The sequence below is a fragment of the Streptomyces sp. NPDC014676 genome, from assembly GCF_043084105.1.
In the GTDB taxonomy this organism is placed as follows: Bacteria; Actinomycetota; Actinomycetes; order Streptomycetales; family Streptomycetaceae; genus Streptomyces.
On sequence record NZ_JBIBZI010000011.1, the window covers coordinates 104,790 to 122,043 of the forward strand.

The following is a 17,254-nucleotide window of genomic DNA, read 5'->3' on the forward strand; positions in this document are numbered from 1 at the left end:
AGAATCCCGACGGCGCACGAAGGACCGGTCCGTGGCCAGACTGACCCTGCCCCAGCTCGAACGGCATCTGTTCTCGGCCGCCGACATCCTGCGCGGCCGCATGGACGCCTCCGAGTACCGGGACTACATCTTCGGGATGCTCTTCCTGAAGCGTTCCTCGGACGAGTTCCAGCCGGAGTGGGAGCGGATCTACCACGCGGAGCTGGAGAAGCCGGGCAAGGGCGAGAAGGACGCCCTCACCCGCGCCAACGACCCCGAGAGCTACCCCCGCGTCTTCTACGTGCCCCAGAAGGCACGCTGGTGGAAGGGCCCCCACAAGTACCACGAGCCCCTGGAGAAGGACGGCCCGATCCCGGAGCCGGAGCCCGGCGTCTCCGCCCTCACCGAGCACGTGGGTCAGGGACTCGACCAGGCGCTGGCGGCACTCACCGGCTCCAACGAGCGGCTGGCGGGCGTCACCTCCCACATCTCCTTCAACGACACGGTCGGCACCAAGTCCCGCTTCACGACGGTCGAACTGCGCGCCCTAATCCGGCACTTCAGCCTCTACCGGCTGCGCAACGAGGACTTCGAGTTCCCGGACATGCTGGGCGCCGCGTACGAGTACCTGCTCGCCCGCTTCGCCGACTCGGCGGGGCAGCGCGGCGGCGAGTTCTACACCCCCCGCGAGGTCGTGCGGATGATGGTCCGGCTCGTGGGCCCCAAGGAGGGGGAGTCGGTCTACGACCCGTGCGCGGGTTCGGGCGGCATGCTGATCGCCGCGCGGGAACACGTCGAGGAGCACGGCGGGGAGCCGCAGCTGCTGTCCGTCAACGGGCAGGACAAGAACGGCCCCTCCTGGTCCATGGCCAGCATGAACATGGTGCTGCACGGCATTCGCGAGTTCGATCTCCAGCTCGGCGACACCCTCACCGAACCGCTGCACTGGCGACGGGACGGCAGCAAGCGGCTGCGGACCTTCACCAAGGTGCTGTCGAACCCGCCCTTCTCCCTCCCTTACGACAAGGACGAGGTGGAGAAGGCCGAGGAGACGCACGGCACCCGGATGAAGTGGGGCTGGGCGCCGGAGGCGGGCAAGAAGGCCGACCTGATGTTCGTCCAGCACATGATCTCCGTGCTGGAGCATGACGGCGTCGCCGCCACCGTCATGCCGCACGGCGTGCTGTTCCGGGGCGGCAAGGAACGCGACATCCGCAGGGAACTGCTGAAGGACGACTGCGTCGAGGCGGTGATCGGCCTCGGCCCGAACCTCTTCTACGGAACCGGCATCCCGGGCTGCATCCTGATCCTGCGCAAGCCGCACCGCAAGCACGGGGACCGGCAGGGCAACGTCCTCTTCATCAACGCCGACCGTGAGTACCGGCCGGGCAAGAACCAGAACGTCCTCGGCCCGGAGCACGTCGAGAAGATCGTCACGGTCTACCGCGACTGGACCCCGATCGACGGTTACTCGCGCGTCGTCAGCAGGGACGACCTGCTGGCCGCCGACTGCAACCTCAACATCCGCCGCTGGGTCGACAACTCGCCGGCCCCGGAGCCGCAGGACGTGCGTGCGCACCTGTACGGCGGCGTGCCGAAGACGGAGATCGACGCGAAGAAGGAGGCCTTCCGGGCCTATGGCGTGGAGCTGCCGTCCCTCTTCGCGGCACGAGCGGACGACGAGGACTACGTCGACTTCCTGCCGGAGGGACCGGAGGCCACGGCCGAGCGCATTCCCGGCCTCGCGGCGGCGAAGGAGCGCGAGCTGGGCGAGGCGTACGAGAAGTGGTGGGCCGAGCAGGCCGAGCACTTCTCGAAGCTGAACGTGAACAGGCAGCCGATGCGGTTGCGGGAGCGGCTGGTCGCCGGCTTCCGGTCGGCGATCGAGCCGGTCGGCATCCTGGACCGGTACGAGACGGACGGGATCGTCGCCGACTGGTGGGCGTCCGCGCGGTACGACGTGAAGGCGCTGGCGGCGGGAGGCTACGAGCGGGTGCTCGACGGCTGGGTGGAGACCGTGGAGACCATGGTCAACCCGGTCGTCCCCGACGAGGAGGAGAGCGAGGGCGGACGTCCGCGCCGTGGCCGCTCCAAGTCCACGGTCACCACGGCGGACAAGCGCCGCGCGCTGGACGAGTCCGTCGTACGGTCCCTCATCCCCGAGTTCCTGGCGGAGGTCGCCCGCGCGGACGCGGCGCTGACGGAGGCGGACGCGGTGTACAAGGAGGCGGTGGCCCGGCTGGCGGAGGCGCAGGGGACTGCGACCTCGGATACGGATTCGGACGAGGAGGAAGAGACCTCCGAGCCGGAGGGGGCGGAATCCGAGGCGGTCGACCCCGAGGAGATCGCCGCCCTGGAGAAGACGGTCACCCAACGCCGCAAAGAGCGCACGGCGGCCTCGAAGCGCCGGTCGGCCCTGGACACGAAGTTCCTGCCGGAGTTGAAGGCGGCGGCCGAGATGGCCAAGGCCGAGGACGGCGGACAGCGTGTTGTTCTTGAGGTCCTCGGCGAGGGCCTCTCCACCCGCCTGGACGCGATGTCCGCCGCGGGCCGCCGCGAACTGGTCGCGGCCTTCCGCCGCTGGGCCGAGAAGTACGCGGTGTCGCTGGCGGAGCTGGAAGCGGACAGCGAGGGCGCGGCGGAGGAGTTCGGGGCGTGGCTTGAGGAGCTGGGTTATGGGCAGTGAGACAGCTGTGCCGAGGAGTGGAGTCGCTCGAGGAAATATCGAGTTGGGTTCTCTCCTGTCGAATATCGAGACGGGTTGGAGTCCTGCCTGCGACGCCCAGCCACCAGGCGCGGACGAGTGGGGGGTCATCCGAGTCAGCGCAGTAACCGCTGGTCGGTTCGATCCCCGGGAGGCGAAACGGTTGCCACCAGGTCTGACACCTCGACCAGCGCTGGAGGTGCGACCCGGTGATGTTTTGATGGCTCGGGCAAATGGTGCCCGTTCGCTGGTTGGAGCCGTCACCTATGTAGAAGTGACTCGGCCGAATCTCATGCTCTCGGACAAGGTCCTTCGGCTTGTTCCGAACGGCTCCATGGCCGATCCTGCGTTCCTTGCATTGCTGCTCTCATCCCAGGTTGTACGGCGTCAGGTGGGTAACCTCCTGAACGGCGGAACAGGGCAGAACAATATTTCGCAGCAGGACGTTCGCGGACTTGTTGTTCCTGAAGTCCCGCTACCTGAGCAGCGCAGGATTGTAGCCGCTCACGCGGCGGTGGAGCGGCGAATTGCGGCGCTGGAACGTGTGCGGGACAAGTTGAAGACCGTTGAGACCGCTCTCGTTTCAGGGAAGCTCACGGAGACTTCGGAAAGGGTGCCGCTCAGTTCCTGGCTTCATCGTATTGAAGCAGGGAAAAGTCCCTTGGCTCAAGACACTCCCGCAGGGGATGGCGAATGGGGAGTGCTTAAAGTTAGTGCCGTGCAGGCTGACGGGTTTTTGAGCCGCGAAAACAAAGTCGTTCGTAATGCTGAATTTATCAACTCTCAGTTCGAAGTTCGATCCGGCGATTTGCTGATGACGCGGGCCAACACGGAGGATCTTGTGGGGCTTGCGTGCGTCGTGGAAAATTCACCGCCCAGGCTCATGCTGAGTGACAAGACGCTCAGGCTTATGGTTGATGATTCGATGGCTGATACAGGGTTTGTTGCAGCAGTGTTGTCCAGCCCTGTCGTCCGGGCGCAGATTAAGTCTGCCGCGACAGGTACGAGCGGGAGCATGAAGAACATCAGCCAGGGTTCGATTGAACGGCTGTTGGTGCCGGATGTCCCGCTTGAGGAGCAGAGACGAGTCCAGGCCGCACTGGCGGTAGGCAGACGACGAGCCAATTCGATGCAGAGGCAGATTGCCAAACTGCGCACTACTCAGCTTGGTCTCATGGAAGACTTGCTTAGCGGAAAAGTCTCCCTGCCTCCAGTAGAGTTTCTTGTGTCGGCTACTGGTTAACGTGTGCTGATGCTGAGACTCCCGGACCGTACCGCGGTAACGAAGGAAGAGAATGCCGTCCGGCCGACGGTGAACCCCCGGGCAGGGTGGACGCTATGACGTATCGCCACCCGTGCGTCATTGCGGACCGCAACCTCGACACAGGCGTTGCCGGAAGCCTCCGAGAACGAGGACTTGAACCACTTCAACTCGGACAAAACTGACACCTCTTACAGATCTCCGATGATTTCGAGGATGAGGTCCCTCGATTTCCTCGGATTCAACGCCACTTGTTCGACCAAGTCCAGCCGCGTTCGGAAGTTGGCCAGATGGGTGGGGGAGTCGAAAAAGACTGCGCCGATGGGGGAGTCCACCTGCACGGTGTCCAGGTGCGGGTTCGGTGCTGACGCGTACATCACGGTGTCCCCGGCCATGGGGAAGCCCTCTGCCGTGAAGGGGATGACGAGCAGCCGGACGTTGTCGCGTTCGCTCTCTTCAAGCAGTCGGTTCAGTTGTGCCTTGGCGACGTACCGTCCTCCGATCCGCATGCGTAGGGCCGCCTCATGGACGTACCCCACGTACGGCACCCCCGGGCTGTCCGTCACCACGGTGTGACGGCCGAGTCGCTGCGCTACTCGCAGTTCCACTTCCAGGCGGGGGAGTGCTGGTACGAACAGATCGAACAGAGCTCGGGCATGATCTTCTGTCTGGAAGATGCCCGGGATGTGGGCGGTCTGGAGGGTTCTGAGGCTGGTGGAGTGGTACTCCAACTCCGCTACGTCGAGGAAGTCCGGGGGAATCTTTCCCTGGTACTCGTCCCACCAGCCTTTGGGGCGCCCGCCCGTCATCGTGGCCAAGGCGTCGATCAAGTCAGGGTCGTTGCACTCGTAGATGCTCGCGAGTCGCCGTAGCCGCTCCTCGCTGATGCCGAACCGGCCCGACTCGATGTTCGAGATCATCGTGCGATCCGCGCCGAGTCGCGCCGCGGCCGCAGGTGCGGCCATGCCGGCGGCTTCGCGCAGTCGCCGCAGTTCGGCCCCGAACCGGCGCTGACGGATGCTCGGCTGATGCCGTGGTGCCATGAACAACTCCTCGCTCGCGCGCACAGTTTGCCGATCGTCTGAGGCTGGCGTCCATCGGAATCTAAAATAAAACCCGTTTTAGTGAAGCTAGTAGCACGCGTTTTAGTCGACGCGCTAGCGTGTGATCCGCGCCACCACTCCACCCCCTTCCAGCGGAAGCGCACCGCCCGCCCTGCTCCCGTCCCGGGCCCGACGGGACATGGGGGCTGGCGGCAGGCCACCGCCGGATGTCATGGACTCGGCCCATGCCGTGGGGGGCGCCGTACGGGACACCCCACCGACCAATCCCAGCGAACCGACACCGTGACCGTCGCACCGCGAACCCGCACAAGGAGGTGACGCGTGAAGAACGCGGAACCGGAACACGAGCAGACCCCCGAACCACCCCATCAGGACGAGCACGTCATCCCCACTCCACCCCTCATCCCCTTCACCGAACCCTGGGAGTACGAGCTGCACTTCCCCCGCGATCCGCGCGGGCCGGTCGTCGCCCGTACGACGCTCAAGGCCGTGCTCGGCGCGCACGGCCTGGGGGAGTTCACCGACCGGGCGGAACTGCTCACCTCCGAGCTGACCACCAACGCCGTCCGCTACTCCCTCGGGCCCGCCACCGTGCGACTGTGCTGGACCAACCCGGTCCTGCGGGTCAGCGTCATGGACACTTGCCCCGTGTTCCCCCTGCCACTGGTGCAGGACAGACCGGACGCCGAACACGGACGAGGCCTGTTGATCCTCGACCTGCTGGCCGACGCGTGGGGCGGGTGCAGCCTCGGCGAGTCGGTGTTCGGAGTGGGAGGCAAGACCATCTGGTTCGAGCTGGTGCTCGGCGGAGGTGATCCGCCGCCCGACGGCGGTACCGGCGACGGCATCGCGCCGAGACCGCCCGTACTGCCGGTGCTCGCGGCCTGAACGCCGGACCGCCGGCCCTCCCCTGAAAACCGTGAACACTTGCCCGGCAAGTGTTCACGGTTTCATGACGCCCCATCCCATGCCCACCAGCCGGTTGGCTGGATATGCCGCCTCACTCACACGCCACCTGACGTCATCCACCCCCACAGGTAGGCTGATCCGCACCTCTGTTCACGATGGTGTGGGCGGTGCGTACGGCGACGGGCGGGGCAAGGGGAGCCGGTGGCGGAACAGCCGGAGTACGTGAAGGTCGAACGGCCGTTGATCGAGCAGCTCGAGGCCATGGGATGGGAGCACCTGCGGGGCGCGCCCCCGGGACAGCCCGCCACCCGACCCGAGGACTCCGGGCGCAGGTCGTTCACCGACGTCGTCTACGCGGACCGGTTCCGCAACGCCGTGGCCCGGATCAACGTCCGCCCGGAGGACGGCACCTCCTGGCTCACCGCCCAGCAGCTCGACCACGTCCTCGACCGCGTACGCGGCACCGCCCCCGGCCAGGGCGCGGCCGGGCGGGGCGTCACCGCGAACTTAGAAGTCACCCGGCTGCTGAGGGAGGGCATTCCCGCCCGGACGATCCCCGGCTGGACCAAGGGCGACCCCGAGCACATCCAACTCGTCGACTGGGACGGACGGTTCGAGGACGGCAACGACTTCCTGGCCGTCTCCCAGTTCCGGGTGGAACGTCCCGGCGCCACAGCCGCCACCCCCGACCTGGTGCTGTTCGTGAACGGCCTGCCCTGGGTGGTCGTCGAGTGCAAGGCGCCGGTGACCAGCAGCCGGAAGGACGCGCGCTTCGCCCTCGACCAGGCGGTCATGGAGGTGATCGCCTACGCGGGCACGGACGCTCCCGACCCCGTGGCCGACTTCACCCGCTTCGCGCAGCTGCTCGTCGGCACCGACTGGGCACACGCCGAACTCGGCACCGTCACCGCCGAGGCCGAGCACTTCGCGCCCTGGCGGACCGTGGCACCCGCCCGGGAGGCGGAGGTCAGGGCGGAGACCGGGGTCCCGGAGGGCCGGGAACTCTCGGCGCAGCAGACGCTGGCGGCCGGCGTCCTGCGGCCCGCCCATCTCCTCACCCTTGTCAGGGACTTCACGACCGAGACCCGGCACGGCTCGCGCACCGTGAAGGCCGTCGGCCGCTTCCAGCAGTTCCGGGCGGTCCACGCGATCGCCGCGACGCTCCGCGAGCGACGCCGGGCCCTCGACGCGGGGGAGGACGTCCACCAGCGCGGCGGGGTCGTCTGGCACACCCAGGGCTCCGGCAAGAGCCTCACCATGGCCTTCCTCGTCCGCCACCTCAGGAGCACCAAGGACCTGCGCGGACACAAGGTCGTCGTGGTCACCGACCGCATCGACCTGGAGAAGCAGATCCGGCGCAGCCTCGCCGCGGCCGAGGAGAAGACCTACCGCTCACGCACAGTCGAACAGGCCCGCCAGTACCTCGCCGTCGACGTCCCCGACGTCACCTTGGTGATGCTCCAGAAGGCGCGCCGGGACGACACCGCCTGGGACGGCCGCGAGGAGAAGCTCGCCGAGACGCCGGACGAGCAGGACGTGGTCCGGAATCACGTCGCCAACCCCGGGCACGACATCGTCGTCCTGGTCGACGAGGCACACCGGGGGCACCTCGCCTGGCAGCACGCCCGGTTGCGCGCCATGCTGCCGAACGCCGTCCTGGTCGGTTTCACCGGCACCCCCATCCTCAGCAAGGCGCGCAAGACCACCGAGGACATCTTCGGCGACTTCACCGACACCTACACCCTGCGCGACGCCGAGACCGACCGGGCCGTCGTCCCCGTGCGCTACGAGGCCCACCACGTGCGCCTCGAAGTCATAGAGAAGGCCGTCCTGGACGCGTCCTTCGACGTGGAGGTGCCGGCCGACCCGGAGCGGCGGGAACGGGTGCTGCGGAAGTTCGCCCGCAAGAAGGAAGTCCTCGAAACACCGTCGGTGATCGCGGACAAGGCCGAGCACATGCTGCGCCACTGGGCGCGCACCGCACTGCCCGACCGGTTCGGCGCGCAGGTCGTGACGGTGTCCCGGAAGGCGGCCGTCCGCTACCGCGACGCGCTGCTGGCAGCCCGCACCCGTCTGGTGGAGGAGATCGACGCGCTCGACCCCCACCTGGCGCACGACCCGAGCGGCTACGACACGGCCTCGCCCGAGGAACGGGAACTGCTGGACCTGCTGCCCCACAAGACCCTGCTCCGCTCCATCGACGCCGCGGTGGTCATCTCCCAGGCCTCCTCGGGACAGACCCCGGACCCGGAGGACTGGAAGACCTGGACGGCGAAGTCCCGGCAGGACGCGTACATCGCGCGCTTCAAGCGCGGACTCGGTGATCCGCGTGCCGCCGCGGACGATCCCTCCTGGGAGGCGACGACGCACGGCAGACCCGTGGATGTCACGTACCCCGGAGGCCCTGGCACGTCGGGCGACCCGTGGCACGCCGACCGGCCCGACGCCCGGGACGACACAGCACGGGCCGAGGACGACGACCCGATGGCCTTCCTGGTCGTCCAGTCCATGCTCCTCACCGGCTTCGACGCCCCCGTCGAGCAGGTTCTCTACCTCGACTGCCCGCTCTCCGGCGTCGGACTGCTCCAGGCGGTGGCCCGCACCAACCGCCTCTACCCGCACAAGGCATGGGGCCAGATCGTCGACTACATCGGCGTCGGACCCGAACTCGCCCGTTCTCTGGCCGAGTACGACGAGGCCCACCTGCGCGCCGTGTACGGCTACGAGGACCTGTCCCTCGACCACCTGAGGCCGGACTACGAGGGTGACCAGCCGGTCCGCGACCGGATGTGGCTGGAGACCGAGGCCGCCGCCGACAGCCGGCTGGCCGACCTGCGCACACAGATCACCGAACTCCTCACGGACCGGGGCGTCACCTCGCTCACCGACCGGCGGCAGCGTGACGACCTGCTCGCCGCGCTCGCCGACCCCCTGCTGCTGGGCGAGTTCGACGAACTCGTACGCGACTTCCTGACCGCGCTCAACGCCGTCCTGCCGAGGCCCGCCGCACTGAAGTACGAGACCGACGCGCGCCTGCTGGGCGAGGTCCAGTACCTGGCCCGTCAGCGCTACCTGGACGGACGCGACGACTTCAGCCCGCGCCGCTACGGCGCCAAGGTGCGTCGGCTCATCTCCCGCCACCTGCGGGTCTCGGGCATCGAGGAACGCGTACCGTCGGTCGAACTGTCGGCGGCGGACTTCATGGAGAAGGTGGACGCCAACCCGGACCCCCGGACCAGAACCGACTACATGAGGAGCAGGCTCCGGCTCCACATCGACGCCCGCCTCGGCGCCGACCGCACGCTCCACCAGCGGTTCAGCGCCCGGCTGGAGGAGATCGTCCGCCAGATGGGCGACGACTTCGAACAGGCCGCGGCCGCGCTCGCGGCCCTGCGCACCGATGTCCTCGCGGCCGAGGACGGGGATCACGTGGACGCCGACGACGACCGGGTGCGCGACCTCGACCGGTGGACCGAACAGCCGGTCCACCGGCTGCTGAAGGAGGCGTTCGAGGAGACGGGGACTCCGGAGGGAGTGGACCTCGTCCGGGGGACCCTCGACCTCACCGCCGAGATGGCGCGGCTCGTCGGCTCCCAGGACTTCGTCGTCCTCGCGGACACCCAGATCAGGGTGCGCCGGGAACTGCGCGTCTACCTGGAGGAGAACCTGCACATGGACTGGGAGCGGGGCGGCCCGCTCGCCGGGGACCTGGTGGAGCTCGCCCGTGACCGGCACGCCGACTTCCTGCGCTACCGGCGCCGGACCGACTGACCCTACGGACCACCCTCACCCGGGCCTTTCCGCGCGGTGGTAGGAATGGCGGGTGACCGGCCCCGTCCATCCCGCCCAGCAGGCGATCGCCGCGCTGCCGCTCCCCGACGAGTGGGAGTGGGAGCTCGTCGTCCGTCCCCGGCGCCGGACCCTGGGCATCGATGTCGCTCCGGACGGCGGTGTGCGCTTCGCCGTGCCACCGGACGCCGATCCCCGCGAGGTGGCCGCCGCCGTGCGGTCCCGGCTGCCCCGGCTCGCGGACGAGGTACGGCGCCGGCGCGAGCGTCCCTCCGAACAGGTCAAGGAACTGGTGGACGGGACGGGCTTCGCCTACCTCGGCCGCCGTCACCGGTTGCGGATCGTCCCGGCGGGCGAGGGGCGGCGGGTGCGCCTGAACCAGGGTTGGCTCGAACTGCCCCGGCCCGCCCACCGGCGGGCGGGCGGGAAGGCCATCGCCGAGTGGTACAGGGCGTGCGGAGGCCGGTGGCTCGCCGTGCGCGCGCCCTCGTACGCCGGAACGATCGGGGTGTCACCGGCGGCACTGGAAGTGCGCGACCTGGGTTCCCGCTGGGGCGCCTGCGCCCCCGACGGCACCGTCACCGTCCACTGGGCCGTCCTTCAGCTGCCCGCCGCACTGGTCGACCTCGTTCTCGTCCACGAACTGTGCCACCTGCGGACGCCCGGACACGGTGCCGCGTTCCGCGGACTGGTCCGGCGCACACTGCCGGACGCCGACGAGCGCGAGCGCCGTTTCGCGGAACAGGAACCGGAACTGTGGCGCGGCGCGGTGAAGTAGCACGGCCGCCCCACCGGCGGACCGCACCCACACCGCTCACCGCGTGAAGAACTCCGCCAGGACCGGGGCCAGGACGTCCGGTTCGACCATATGGGTCTGGCCCTCCAGGGTGCGGTACGTGCCCCGGGGGACGGACTCGGCGATCGCCCGCGCGGCCTTGCGCATCCACGCCGGGCTCGCGTCGCCCGCGATCGACAGCACCGGCACCCGGACCGACGCCAGCAGCTCGCGCGGCACGCTCCCGTCGCCCATCACGGCGTCGTCGTACGCGAGGCTCGGCGCGAGCGACTCCATCCCGGCCCACATCGGCGACTGCCGCGCGCCCTGGATGACCTCCTCGCCCAGGCCGGTCAGCCGCAGGAAGAGCTCCACCGCCTCCCCGCGCCGCCCCTCGGCGAGCGCCGCCGTCAGCCGCTCGGTGTACCGTGCCCGCTCCCCGAGATCCTCCTCGGACATCGCGTACGGCGTCTCGTACACGGCGACGTGGTGCACCGGAAGTCCGCTCGCCGCCGCCCTGAGCGCCAGCGCACCGCCCGAGGAGACCCCGTACAGCGCGGCCTCGCCGCCCACCGCCCCGATCAGCGCCGCCAGGTCCTCGACCTCGCGCTCCACCGCGTACGGCGCGGTGTCCCCGCTGCCGCCCCGGCCCCGGCGGTCGTACACGACCACCCGGAACCGCTCCGAGAGGCGGGCCGCCAGCGGGGCCACCGTGCCGCCCGTCGACATCGCGCCACTGACGAGAACGACCGTGGCACCCCGCCCGGCGCTCTCGTACGCCAGGGGGGTGCCGTCACGTGAAGAGATGTTCTTGTCCATGTCACGCCAGACTGCCGCACGGCACGGCGTTGGCCGGTGAGGCGGGCGGCGCGTTCGCCCAGCACAACCCGTTTACGTGATCAGCCGACTTCCACCTCGTAGAAGCAGAGGTGGTCCTTGATCCGCGCGACGTCCGGCTTCGGCTCCGGGTACGCCCAGACCAGGTCCGCCGCGTCCGGCAGCGACCAGTAGGAGGCGGTGCCCTTGAAGGGGCAGTACGTGTGCGTCTCCGAGGGCGTCAGCAGGTCGAGCCGTACGTCCGCCGGCGGGATGTAGTACCGGTCCGGACAGCCCGTCTCCCTCAGCAGCAGCGCCCCGTCGCTCTCCGCCAGCACCTGCCCGCCGCGCACCACGCGCACGTGCCGGTCACTGTCCTCGATGGTGATGCGGTGGCCCGTGGTCACGATCGTCCCTCCTCGGGTGGCCGATTCCGTGAGTACAGCGCACGCTGGAGCGGACTTCTTCCCGAGGAGGATCCGCAGGAGGTACCCATGGGAGCCGAGGACACCGGCCGGAACCGCGGCACCCTCGCCCACCGGGCCCGCTACGCCCTGCGTCATCCGGGGCGCGTCCCCGCCCACGCGCGGCGCGCGCTGCGCGACACCTGGCTGCGGCTGCGCCACCGCGACCACATCGCCTACTACCGCGCGGTGATGGCCTGCGACACGGCCCGCGGCGCCGAGGCGGCGGTCGGCCACAACCCCTCGCGCGAGCAGTGGGCGCGTATCGGCCGGATGCAGTTCGACTACCTGCTGCGGCACGGCCTGGAGCCGCACCACCGGATGCTGGAGATCGGCTGCGGCAACCTCCGCGCGGGACGCCACTTCATCGGCCACCTGGAGCCCGGCCACTACTACGGCATCGACATCTCGCCGCACATCCTGCTCGCCGCCCAGGACACCCTCGTACGCGACGGACTCCAGGCCAGGATGCCGTACCTCGCCCTCGCGGACGACCTCACCTTCGCCTTCCTGCCCGACGGGCACTTCGACGTCGTCCACGCGCACAGCGTCTTCTCGCACTCGCCCCGGCACGTCATCGAGGAGTGCTTCGCGCACGTCGGGAGGGTGCTGGCGCCCGGCGGGTTCTTCGACTTCACCTTCGACCGCACGGAGGGCGAGGAGCACCAGGTGCTGCACGAGGACTTCTACTACCGGACGGAGACGCTGGTGGACCTGGCCGCCGGGTACGGCCTCACCGCGCGGTTCATGGACGACTGGGAGGAGCTGCCGCACCGGCAGTCGAAGATGCGGCTGACCGTGATGTCCGACCGGGCCCGTACTGTGGGTCCGTGAACATCTGTGTCTTTCTCTCCGCCGCCGACCTCGACGAACGCTACACACGCCCCGCGCGGGAGTTCGCGCGGCTGCTCGGCAAGGGCGGGCACACGCTGGTGTGGGGCGGCTCCGACGTCGGCCTGATGAAGGTCGTCGCCGACGGTGTGGAGGAGGCGGGCGGCCGGCTCTGCGGCGTCTCCGTGGAGTTCCTCGCGGCGAAGGCGCGCGACGGCGTCGACGAGATGGTGATCGCGCGTGACCTCGCCGAGCGCAAGCGGCTGCTGCTGGAGAAGGCCGACGCGGTGGTCATCATGGTCGGCGGCACCGGCACCCTCGACGAGGCGACCGAGATCCTGGAGCTGAAGAAGCACGGACACACCGAGAAGCCGGTGGTGCTGCTCAACACCGCGGGCTTCTACGACGGCCTCAAGGAGCAGTTCCGCCGCATGGAGGACGAGGGCTTCCTGCCCCGCCCGCTGACCGACCTGGTGTTCTTCGCCGAGGAGCCGACGGGCGCGCTGGCGTATCTGGAGGAGAGCCTGGGCGTGGAGTGACCGCCCGATGATGCGAGCATGGCGGGCATGGCTACACATGTGATCACCGGAGCGGGCTCCGGCATCGGCGCGGCCGTCGCCCGCCGCCTGCACGCGCGCGGGGACGAACTCGTCCTGCACGCGCGCGACGCGGGCCGGGCGAAGGAACTGGCGGCCCAGTTCCCCGGCGCCCGCACCCTCGTCGGCGACCTGGCGGACCCCGACAAGCTCTCCTGGGCCTTCTCCCACCAGTCGCTCCCGGACCGGGTGGACTCCCTCCTGCACATCGCCGGCGTGGTCGACCTCGGCCCGGTCGGCGAGCTGACCCCGAAGACCTGGCGCCACCAGCTCAACGTCAACCTGATCGCCCCCGCCGAGCTGACCCGGCACTTCCTGCCCCAGCTCCGCGCGAGCCGGGGCCACGTGATCTTCGTCAACTCCGGCGCCGGCCTGGCCGCCCACGCCGACTGGTCCGCCTACGCCGCCTCCAAGCACGGCCTGAAGGCCCTCGCGGACTCCCTGCGTCACGAGGAGCACGCGGGCGGTGTCCGTGTCACCTCGGTCTACCCCGGCCGCACCGCCAGCCCCATGCAGGCCAAGGTCCACCAGCAGGAGGGCAAGGAGTACGACCCCGCGCGGTGGATCGACCCCGAGTCGGTCGCCACGACCATCGTGACGGCTCTGGACCTTCCGGCCGACGCGGAGATCAACGACCTGACGGTCCGACCGGGGCGGTGATTTTCAGCCCCTCCGGCGTTTGAGGAGCGGGGGTCCGGGGGCAGCGCCCCCGGGATGGGACGGGTAGGGGCGGCGGGGGCGGAAAACCTCCGTACGCTCTACGGGTGAGCGAAAACAGCCAGCCCCCCTTCGGCCCCGCCACCGGCATCGGCTCCATGCCGGGCGGGGACGCCCGAGAGGCCGCCAGAACGGTCACCGGCAGCTTCGAGACCTTCCCCCACCTCCCCGAACTCCCCGCCCGCGGCCCCGGCGCGGACATGATCGGCCGCACCGCGGGCCTGCTCGTGGAGCTGTACGCCCGCGTGGAGCCCAGCGGCTGGCGCCTCGGCGACCGCCCGGGCCGCGACACCAAACGCGCCCGCTCCTGGCTCGGCGAGGACCTCGACGCCCTGGAGGAGTTCACCCAGGAGTACCAGGGGCCCCTGAAGGTCCAGGCGGTCGGCCCGTGGACGCTCGCCGCCGCCCTGGAGCTGAGGAACGGCGAGGCCGTCCTCTCCGACCCCGGCGCCTGCCGCGACCTCGCCGCCTCCCTCGCCGAGGGACTGCGCCTCCACCTCGCCGAGGTGCGGCGGCGCGTGCCCGGCGCGCGGCTCGTCCTGCAGCTCGACGAACCCTCCCTCACCGCCGTACTGCGCGGACACGTGAAGACCGCCAGCGGCTACCGCACCCACCGCGCGGTGGACCGGCAGATCGTCGAGTCCACGCTGCGGGACGTCGTCGGGGTGCACGACGGCGGGCCCGTCGTGGTCCACTCGTGCGCACCGGACGTCCCGTTCGCCCTGCTGCGCCGGGCGGGCGCGGCGGCGATCTCCTTCGACTTCTCCCTCCTCACCGAGCGTGACGACGAGGTGATCGGGGAAGCGGTGGAGAGCGGGACCCGGCTGTTCGCCGGCGTCGTCCCGGGCACGGACGGACCGTTGTCGGACCCGGGCGGTAGCGTCATGGGTGTCAGGACGCTCTGGCGCAGGCTGGGGCTGCGGCCGGGACTCCTCCCGGAGGCGGTCACGCTCACCCCGGCGTGCGGACTCGCGGGGGTCTCCCCGGAGTACGCGCGCAGGGCCCTCGCCCAGTGCGTCCGGGCGGCGAGATCCCTCGCGGACAACCCAGAGTGACGGGAGGACACACGGTGGCCGGCGACAAGCAAGCGGAGACGACGAGCGTGCCCGCCGAGGCGCGGGAGAAGCACGCCAGGCTCGCTGAGCAGATCGAGGAGCACCGCTTCCGGTACTACGTGAACGACGCCCCCGTCATCAGCGACGCCGACTTCGACCGGCTGCTGCGGGAGTTGGAGGCGCTGGAGGAAGAGCATCCGGAGCTGCGCACCCCGGACTCGCCGACCCAGAAGGTCGCGGGGGCGTACGAGACGGAGTTCACCTCCGTGCGGCACGTCTCGCGGATGCTCTCCCTCGACAACACGTTCAACGACGACGACCTCGCCGCGTGGGTGGACCGCATCCAGCGCGAACTGGGCACGCAGAAGTACCACTTCCTGTGCGAGCTGAAGGTCGACGGCCTGGCCGTCAACCTCACCTACGAGCGGGGGCGGCTGGTCCGCGCGGCGACCCGCGGCGACGGCCGCACGGGTGAGGACATCACGCCCAACGTGCGCACCATCGCGGAGATCCCGGACCGGCTGAAGGGCGACGAGGTTCCGGACCTGGTGGAGATCCGGGGCGAGGTCTACTTCCCGATGGAGAAGTTCCAGGAGCTCAACGCGCGGCTGAACGCGGCCGGCGACAAGCCCTTCGCCAACCCGCGCAACGCGGCGGCCGGTTCGCTGCGCCAGAAGGACCCCCGGGTCACCGCCTCCCGCCCGCTGCACATGGTGGTGCACGGCATCGGTGTCCTGGAGGGCTACAAGGGCATGACCCGCCTCTCCCAGGGCTACGACCTGCTCAAGAGCTGGGGCCTGCCCACCTCCGAGCACAACAGGGTGGTCGACGACCTCGCCGGCGTACGGGAGTTCATCGCGTACTACGGCGAGAACCGGCACTCCGTGGCGCACGAGATCGACGGGGTCGTCGTCAAGCTCGACGAGATCTCCCTCCAGGGCCGTCTCGGCTCCACCTCGCGCGCCCCGCGCTGGGCCATCGCGTACAAGTACGCGCCCGAGGAGGTCAACACCAAACTGGTCGACATCCGCGTGGGGGTGGGCCGTACGGGCAGGGTCACGCCGTACGCGCAGGTCGAGCCGAAGACGGTGGCCGGATCCGAGGTCGAGTTCGCCACCCTGCACAACCAGGACGTGGTCAAGGCCAAGGGCGTCCTCATCGGCGACACGGTGGTGCTGCGCAAGGCCGGTGACGTGATCCCCGAGATCCTCGGTCCGGTCGTCGACAAACGGGACGGCAGCGAGCGCGAGTTCGTGATGCCGGCCGAGTGCCCCGAGTGCGGTACGCCGCTGAAGGCGATGAAGGAGGGCGACGTCGACCTGCGCTGCCCCAACGCCCGTACATGCCCGGCACAGTTGCGGGAGCGGCTGTTCTACCTGGCCGGGCGCAAAGCGCTGGACATCGAGCACTTCGGCTATGTCGCCGCAGCGGCGCTGACCAGGCCGCTGGAGCCCGCGGAGCCGCCGCTGCGGGACGAGGGCGACCTGTTCGACCTCACCATCGAGCAACTGCTGCCCATCAAGGCGTACGTCCTCGACCAGGACAGCGGGCTGCCCAAGCGGGACCCGAAGACCGGTGAGGAGAAGGTCGCCACCGTCTTCGCCAACCAGGAGGGCGAGCCGAGGAAGAACGCGGTCGCGATGCTGGCGAACATCGCGGCGGCCAAGGAGCGTCCGCTGGCGCGCGTGCTGACCGGTCTGTCGATCCGTCACGTCGGCCCGGTCGCGGCGGAGGCGCTGGCCCGTGAGTTCCGCTCCGTCGACCGCATCGAGCAGGCCACCGAGGAGGAGCTGGCGGGCACCGAGGGGGTCGGCCCGACCATCGCCGCCTCGCTCAAGCAGTGGTTCGCCGAGGACTGGCACCGGGAGATCATCCGCAAGTGGAAGGCGGCCGGTGTCCGTATGGAGGACGAGGGTTCGGGGGAGGACGAAGGGCCGCGTCCGCTGGAAGGGCTCACGGTCGTGGTGACCGGAACGCTGGAGAACTTCACCCGGGACGGCGCGAAGGAGGCGCTGCAGAGCCAGGGGGCGAAGGTGACCGGATCCGTCTCCAAGAAGACGTCGTTCGTCGTTGTGGGTGACAACCCCGGTACGAAGTACGACAAGGCGATGCAGCTCAAGGTGCCGGTTCTGAACGAGGACGGATTCGCCGTCCTCCTCGGACAAGGGCCAAAAGCCGCGGCGGAGGTCGCTCTTTCGGCCGAGGAGTAGCGGTTGAAGGTCGGCCGATCGGCGCATATCAGATGCATACGGGTGGCTGGGGCGCATTCGGGCAACCGTCGGCGACCGGTGCCC

The 17,254-nt window shown here is 69.6% G+C and carries 14 protein-coding genes; 10 read left to right on the forward strand and 4 right to left on the reverse strand.

The features are described 5' to 3' along the window. Nucleotides 1-31: 31 nt before the first annotated feature. Together ACF1DX_RS27555 and ACF1DX_RS27560 are read left to right on the forward strand one after the other, a co-directional pair. Entirely contained in the window at nt 32-2,665 is a 2,634-nt protein-coding gene (locus ACF1DX_RS27555) for an N-6 DNA methylase (RefSeq protein WP_391793837.1), read from the forward strand. Nucleotides 2,666-3,017: 352 nt separating this feature from the next. Beyond that, on the forward strand, nt 3,018-3,926 hold the full coding sequence (locus ACF1DX_RS27560) for a hypothetical protein (protein WP_391793838.1): 909 nt from the start codon (nt 3,018-3,020) through the stop codon (nt 3,924-3,926). Here ACF1DX_RS27560 and ACF1DX_RS27565 read toward each other — a convergent pair. Next, the gene (locus ACF1DX_RS27565; RefSeq protein WP_391793839.1) at nt 3,923-4,132 is read right to left on the reverse strand and encodes a DUF397 domain-containing protein; all 210 of its coding nucleotides are present in this window, start codon (nt 4,130-4,132) and stop codon (nt 3,923-3,925) included. The two genes, ACF1DX_RS27560 and ACF1DX_RS27565, sit on opposite strands and share 4 nt — an antisense overlap. Before the next feature lie 3 nt (nt 4,133-4,135). Further along, the gene (locus ACF1DX_RS27570; RefSeq protein ID WP_391793840.1) at nt 4,136-4,987 is read right to left on the reverse strand and encodes a helix-turn-helix domain-containing protein; all 852 of its coding nucleotides are present in this window, start codon (nt 4,985-4,987) and stop codon (nt 4,136-4,138) included. 342 nt (nt 4,988-5,329) lie between these two features. Between ACF1DX_RS27570 and ACF1DX_RS27575 the strand changes: the two genes are divergently transcribed. From ACF1DX_RS27575 to ACF1DX_RS27585, 3 genes are all read left to right on the forward strand, one after another. Continuing rightward, entirely contained in the window at nt 5,330-5,896 is a 567-nt protein-coding gene (locus tag ACF1DX_RS27575) for an ATP-binding protein (RefSeq protein ID WP_391793841.1), read from the forward strand. Nucleotides 5,897-6,118: 222 nt separating this feature from the next. After that, entirely contained in the window at nt 6,119-9,688 is a 3,570-nt protein-coding gene (locus tag ACF1DX_RS27580) for a type I restriction endonuclease subunit R (protein ID WP_391793842.1), read from the forward strand. Nucleotides 9,689-9,740: 52 nt separating this feature from the next. Then, entirely contained in the window at nt 9,741-10,484 is a 744-nt protein-coding gene (locus ACF1DX_RS27585; protein ID WP_391793843.1) for a M48 family metallopeptidase, read from the forward strand. 36 nt (nt 10,485-10,520) lie between these two features. Here the strand turns inward: ACF1DX_RS27585 and ACF1DX_RS27590 are convergent, their stop codons facing one another. Together ACF1DX_RS27590 and ACF1DX_RS27595 are read right to left on the reverse strand one after the other, a co-directional pair. Beyond that, the gene (locus ACF1DX_RS27590) at nt 10,521-11,300 is read right to left on the reverse strand and encodes an alpha/beta fold hydrolase (RefSeq protein ID WP_391793844.1); all 780 of its coding nucleotides are present in this window, start codon (nt 11,298-11,300) and stop codon (nt 10,521-10,523) included. Nucleotides 11,301-11,380: 80 nt separating this feature from the next. Further along, complete coding sequence (locus ACF1DX_RS27595; RefSeq protein ID WP_391793845.1) at nt 11,381-11,704, reverse strand: DUF427 domain-containing protein; 324 nt, start codon at nt 11,702-11,704, stop codon at nt 11,381-11,383. A gap of 87 nt (nt 11,705-11,791) precedes the next feature. On the opposite strand from ACF1DX_RS27595, the gene ACF1DX_RS27600 reads away from it, so the two are divergent. The 5 genes from ACF1DX_RS27600 (at nt 11,792) to ligA (ending at nt 17,170) form a co-directional block, all read left to right on the forward strand. After that, on the forward strand, nt 11,792-12,595 hold the full coding sequence (locus tag ACF1DX_RS27600) for a class I SAM-dependent methyltransferase (RefSeq protein ID WP_391793846.1): 804 nt from the start codon (nt 11,792-11,794) through the stop codon (nt 12,593-12,595). Continuing rightward, nucleotides 12,592-13,131: a TIGR00730 family Rossman fold protein gene (locus ACF1DX_RS27605; protein ID WP_391793847.1), complete on the forward strand. Its 540-nt coding sequence runs from the start codon at nt 12,592-12,594 to the stop codon at nt 13,129-13,131. The genes ACF1DX_RS27600 and ACF1DX_RS27605 overlap by 4 nt, the downstream gene beginning before the upstream one ends. 18 nt (nt 13,132-13,149) lie before the next feature. Continuing rightward, nucleotides 13,150-13,848 carry an SDR family oxidoreductase gene (locus ACF1DX_RS27610; protein WP_391793848.1) on the forward strand — a complete coding sequence of 233 codons (699 nt, stop codon included), beginning with the start codon at nt 13,150-13,152 and terminating at the stop codon, nt 13,846-13,848. Nucleotides 13,849-13,952: 104 nt separating this feature from the next. Further along, nucleotides 13,953-14,960, forward strand: coding sequence for a methionine synthase (locus tag ACF1DX_RS27615; protein ID WP_391793849.1), 1,008 nt, complete (start codon nt 13,953-13,955; stop codon nt 14,958-14,960). Nucleotides 14,961-14,974: 14 nt separating this feature from the next. Beyond that, complete coding sequence (ligA, locus tag ACF1DX_RS27620; protein WP_391793850.1) at nt 14,975-17,170, forward strand: NAD-dependent DNA ligase LigA; 2,196 nt, start codon at nt 14,975-14,977, stop codon at nt 17,168-17,170. The last annotated feature ends 84 nt before the right edge of the window (nt 17,171-17,254 follow it).

Excerpts from the sequence above, each read along its gene's own strand:
- ACF1DX_RS27590 (WP_391793844.1), bottom strand. The coding sequence starts at position 11,300 with ATGGACAAGAACATCTCTTCACGTGACGGCACCCCCCTGGCGTACGAG.
- ACF1DX_RS27560 (WP_391793838.1), top strand. The coding sequence starts at position 3,018 with ATGGCCGATCCTGCGTTCCTTGCATTGCTGCTCTCATCCCAGGTTGTA.
- ACF1DX_RS27570 (WP_391793840.1), bottom strand. The coding sequence starts at position 4,987 with ATGGCACCACGGCATCAGCCGAGCATCCGTCAGCGCCGGTTCGGGGCC.
- ACF1DX_RS27600 (WP_391793846.1), top strand. The coding sequence starts at position 11,792 with ATGGGAGCCGAGGACACCGGCCGGAACCGCGGCACCCTCGCCCACCGG.
- ACF1DX_RS27610 (WP_391793848.1), top strand. The coding sequence starts at position 13,150 with ATGGCGGGCATGGCTACACATGTGATCACCGGAGCGGGCTCCGGCATC.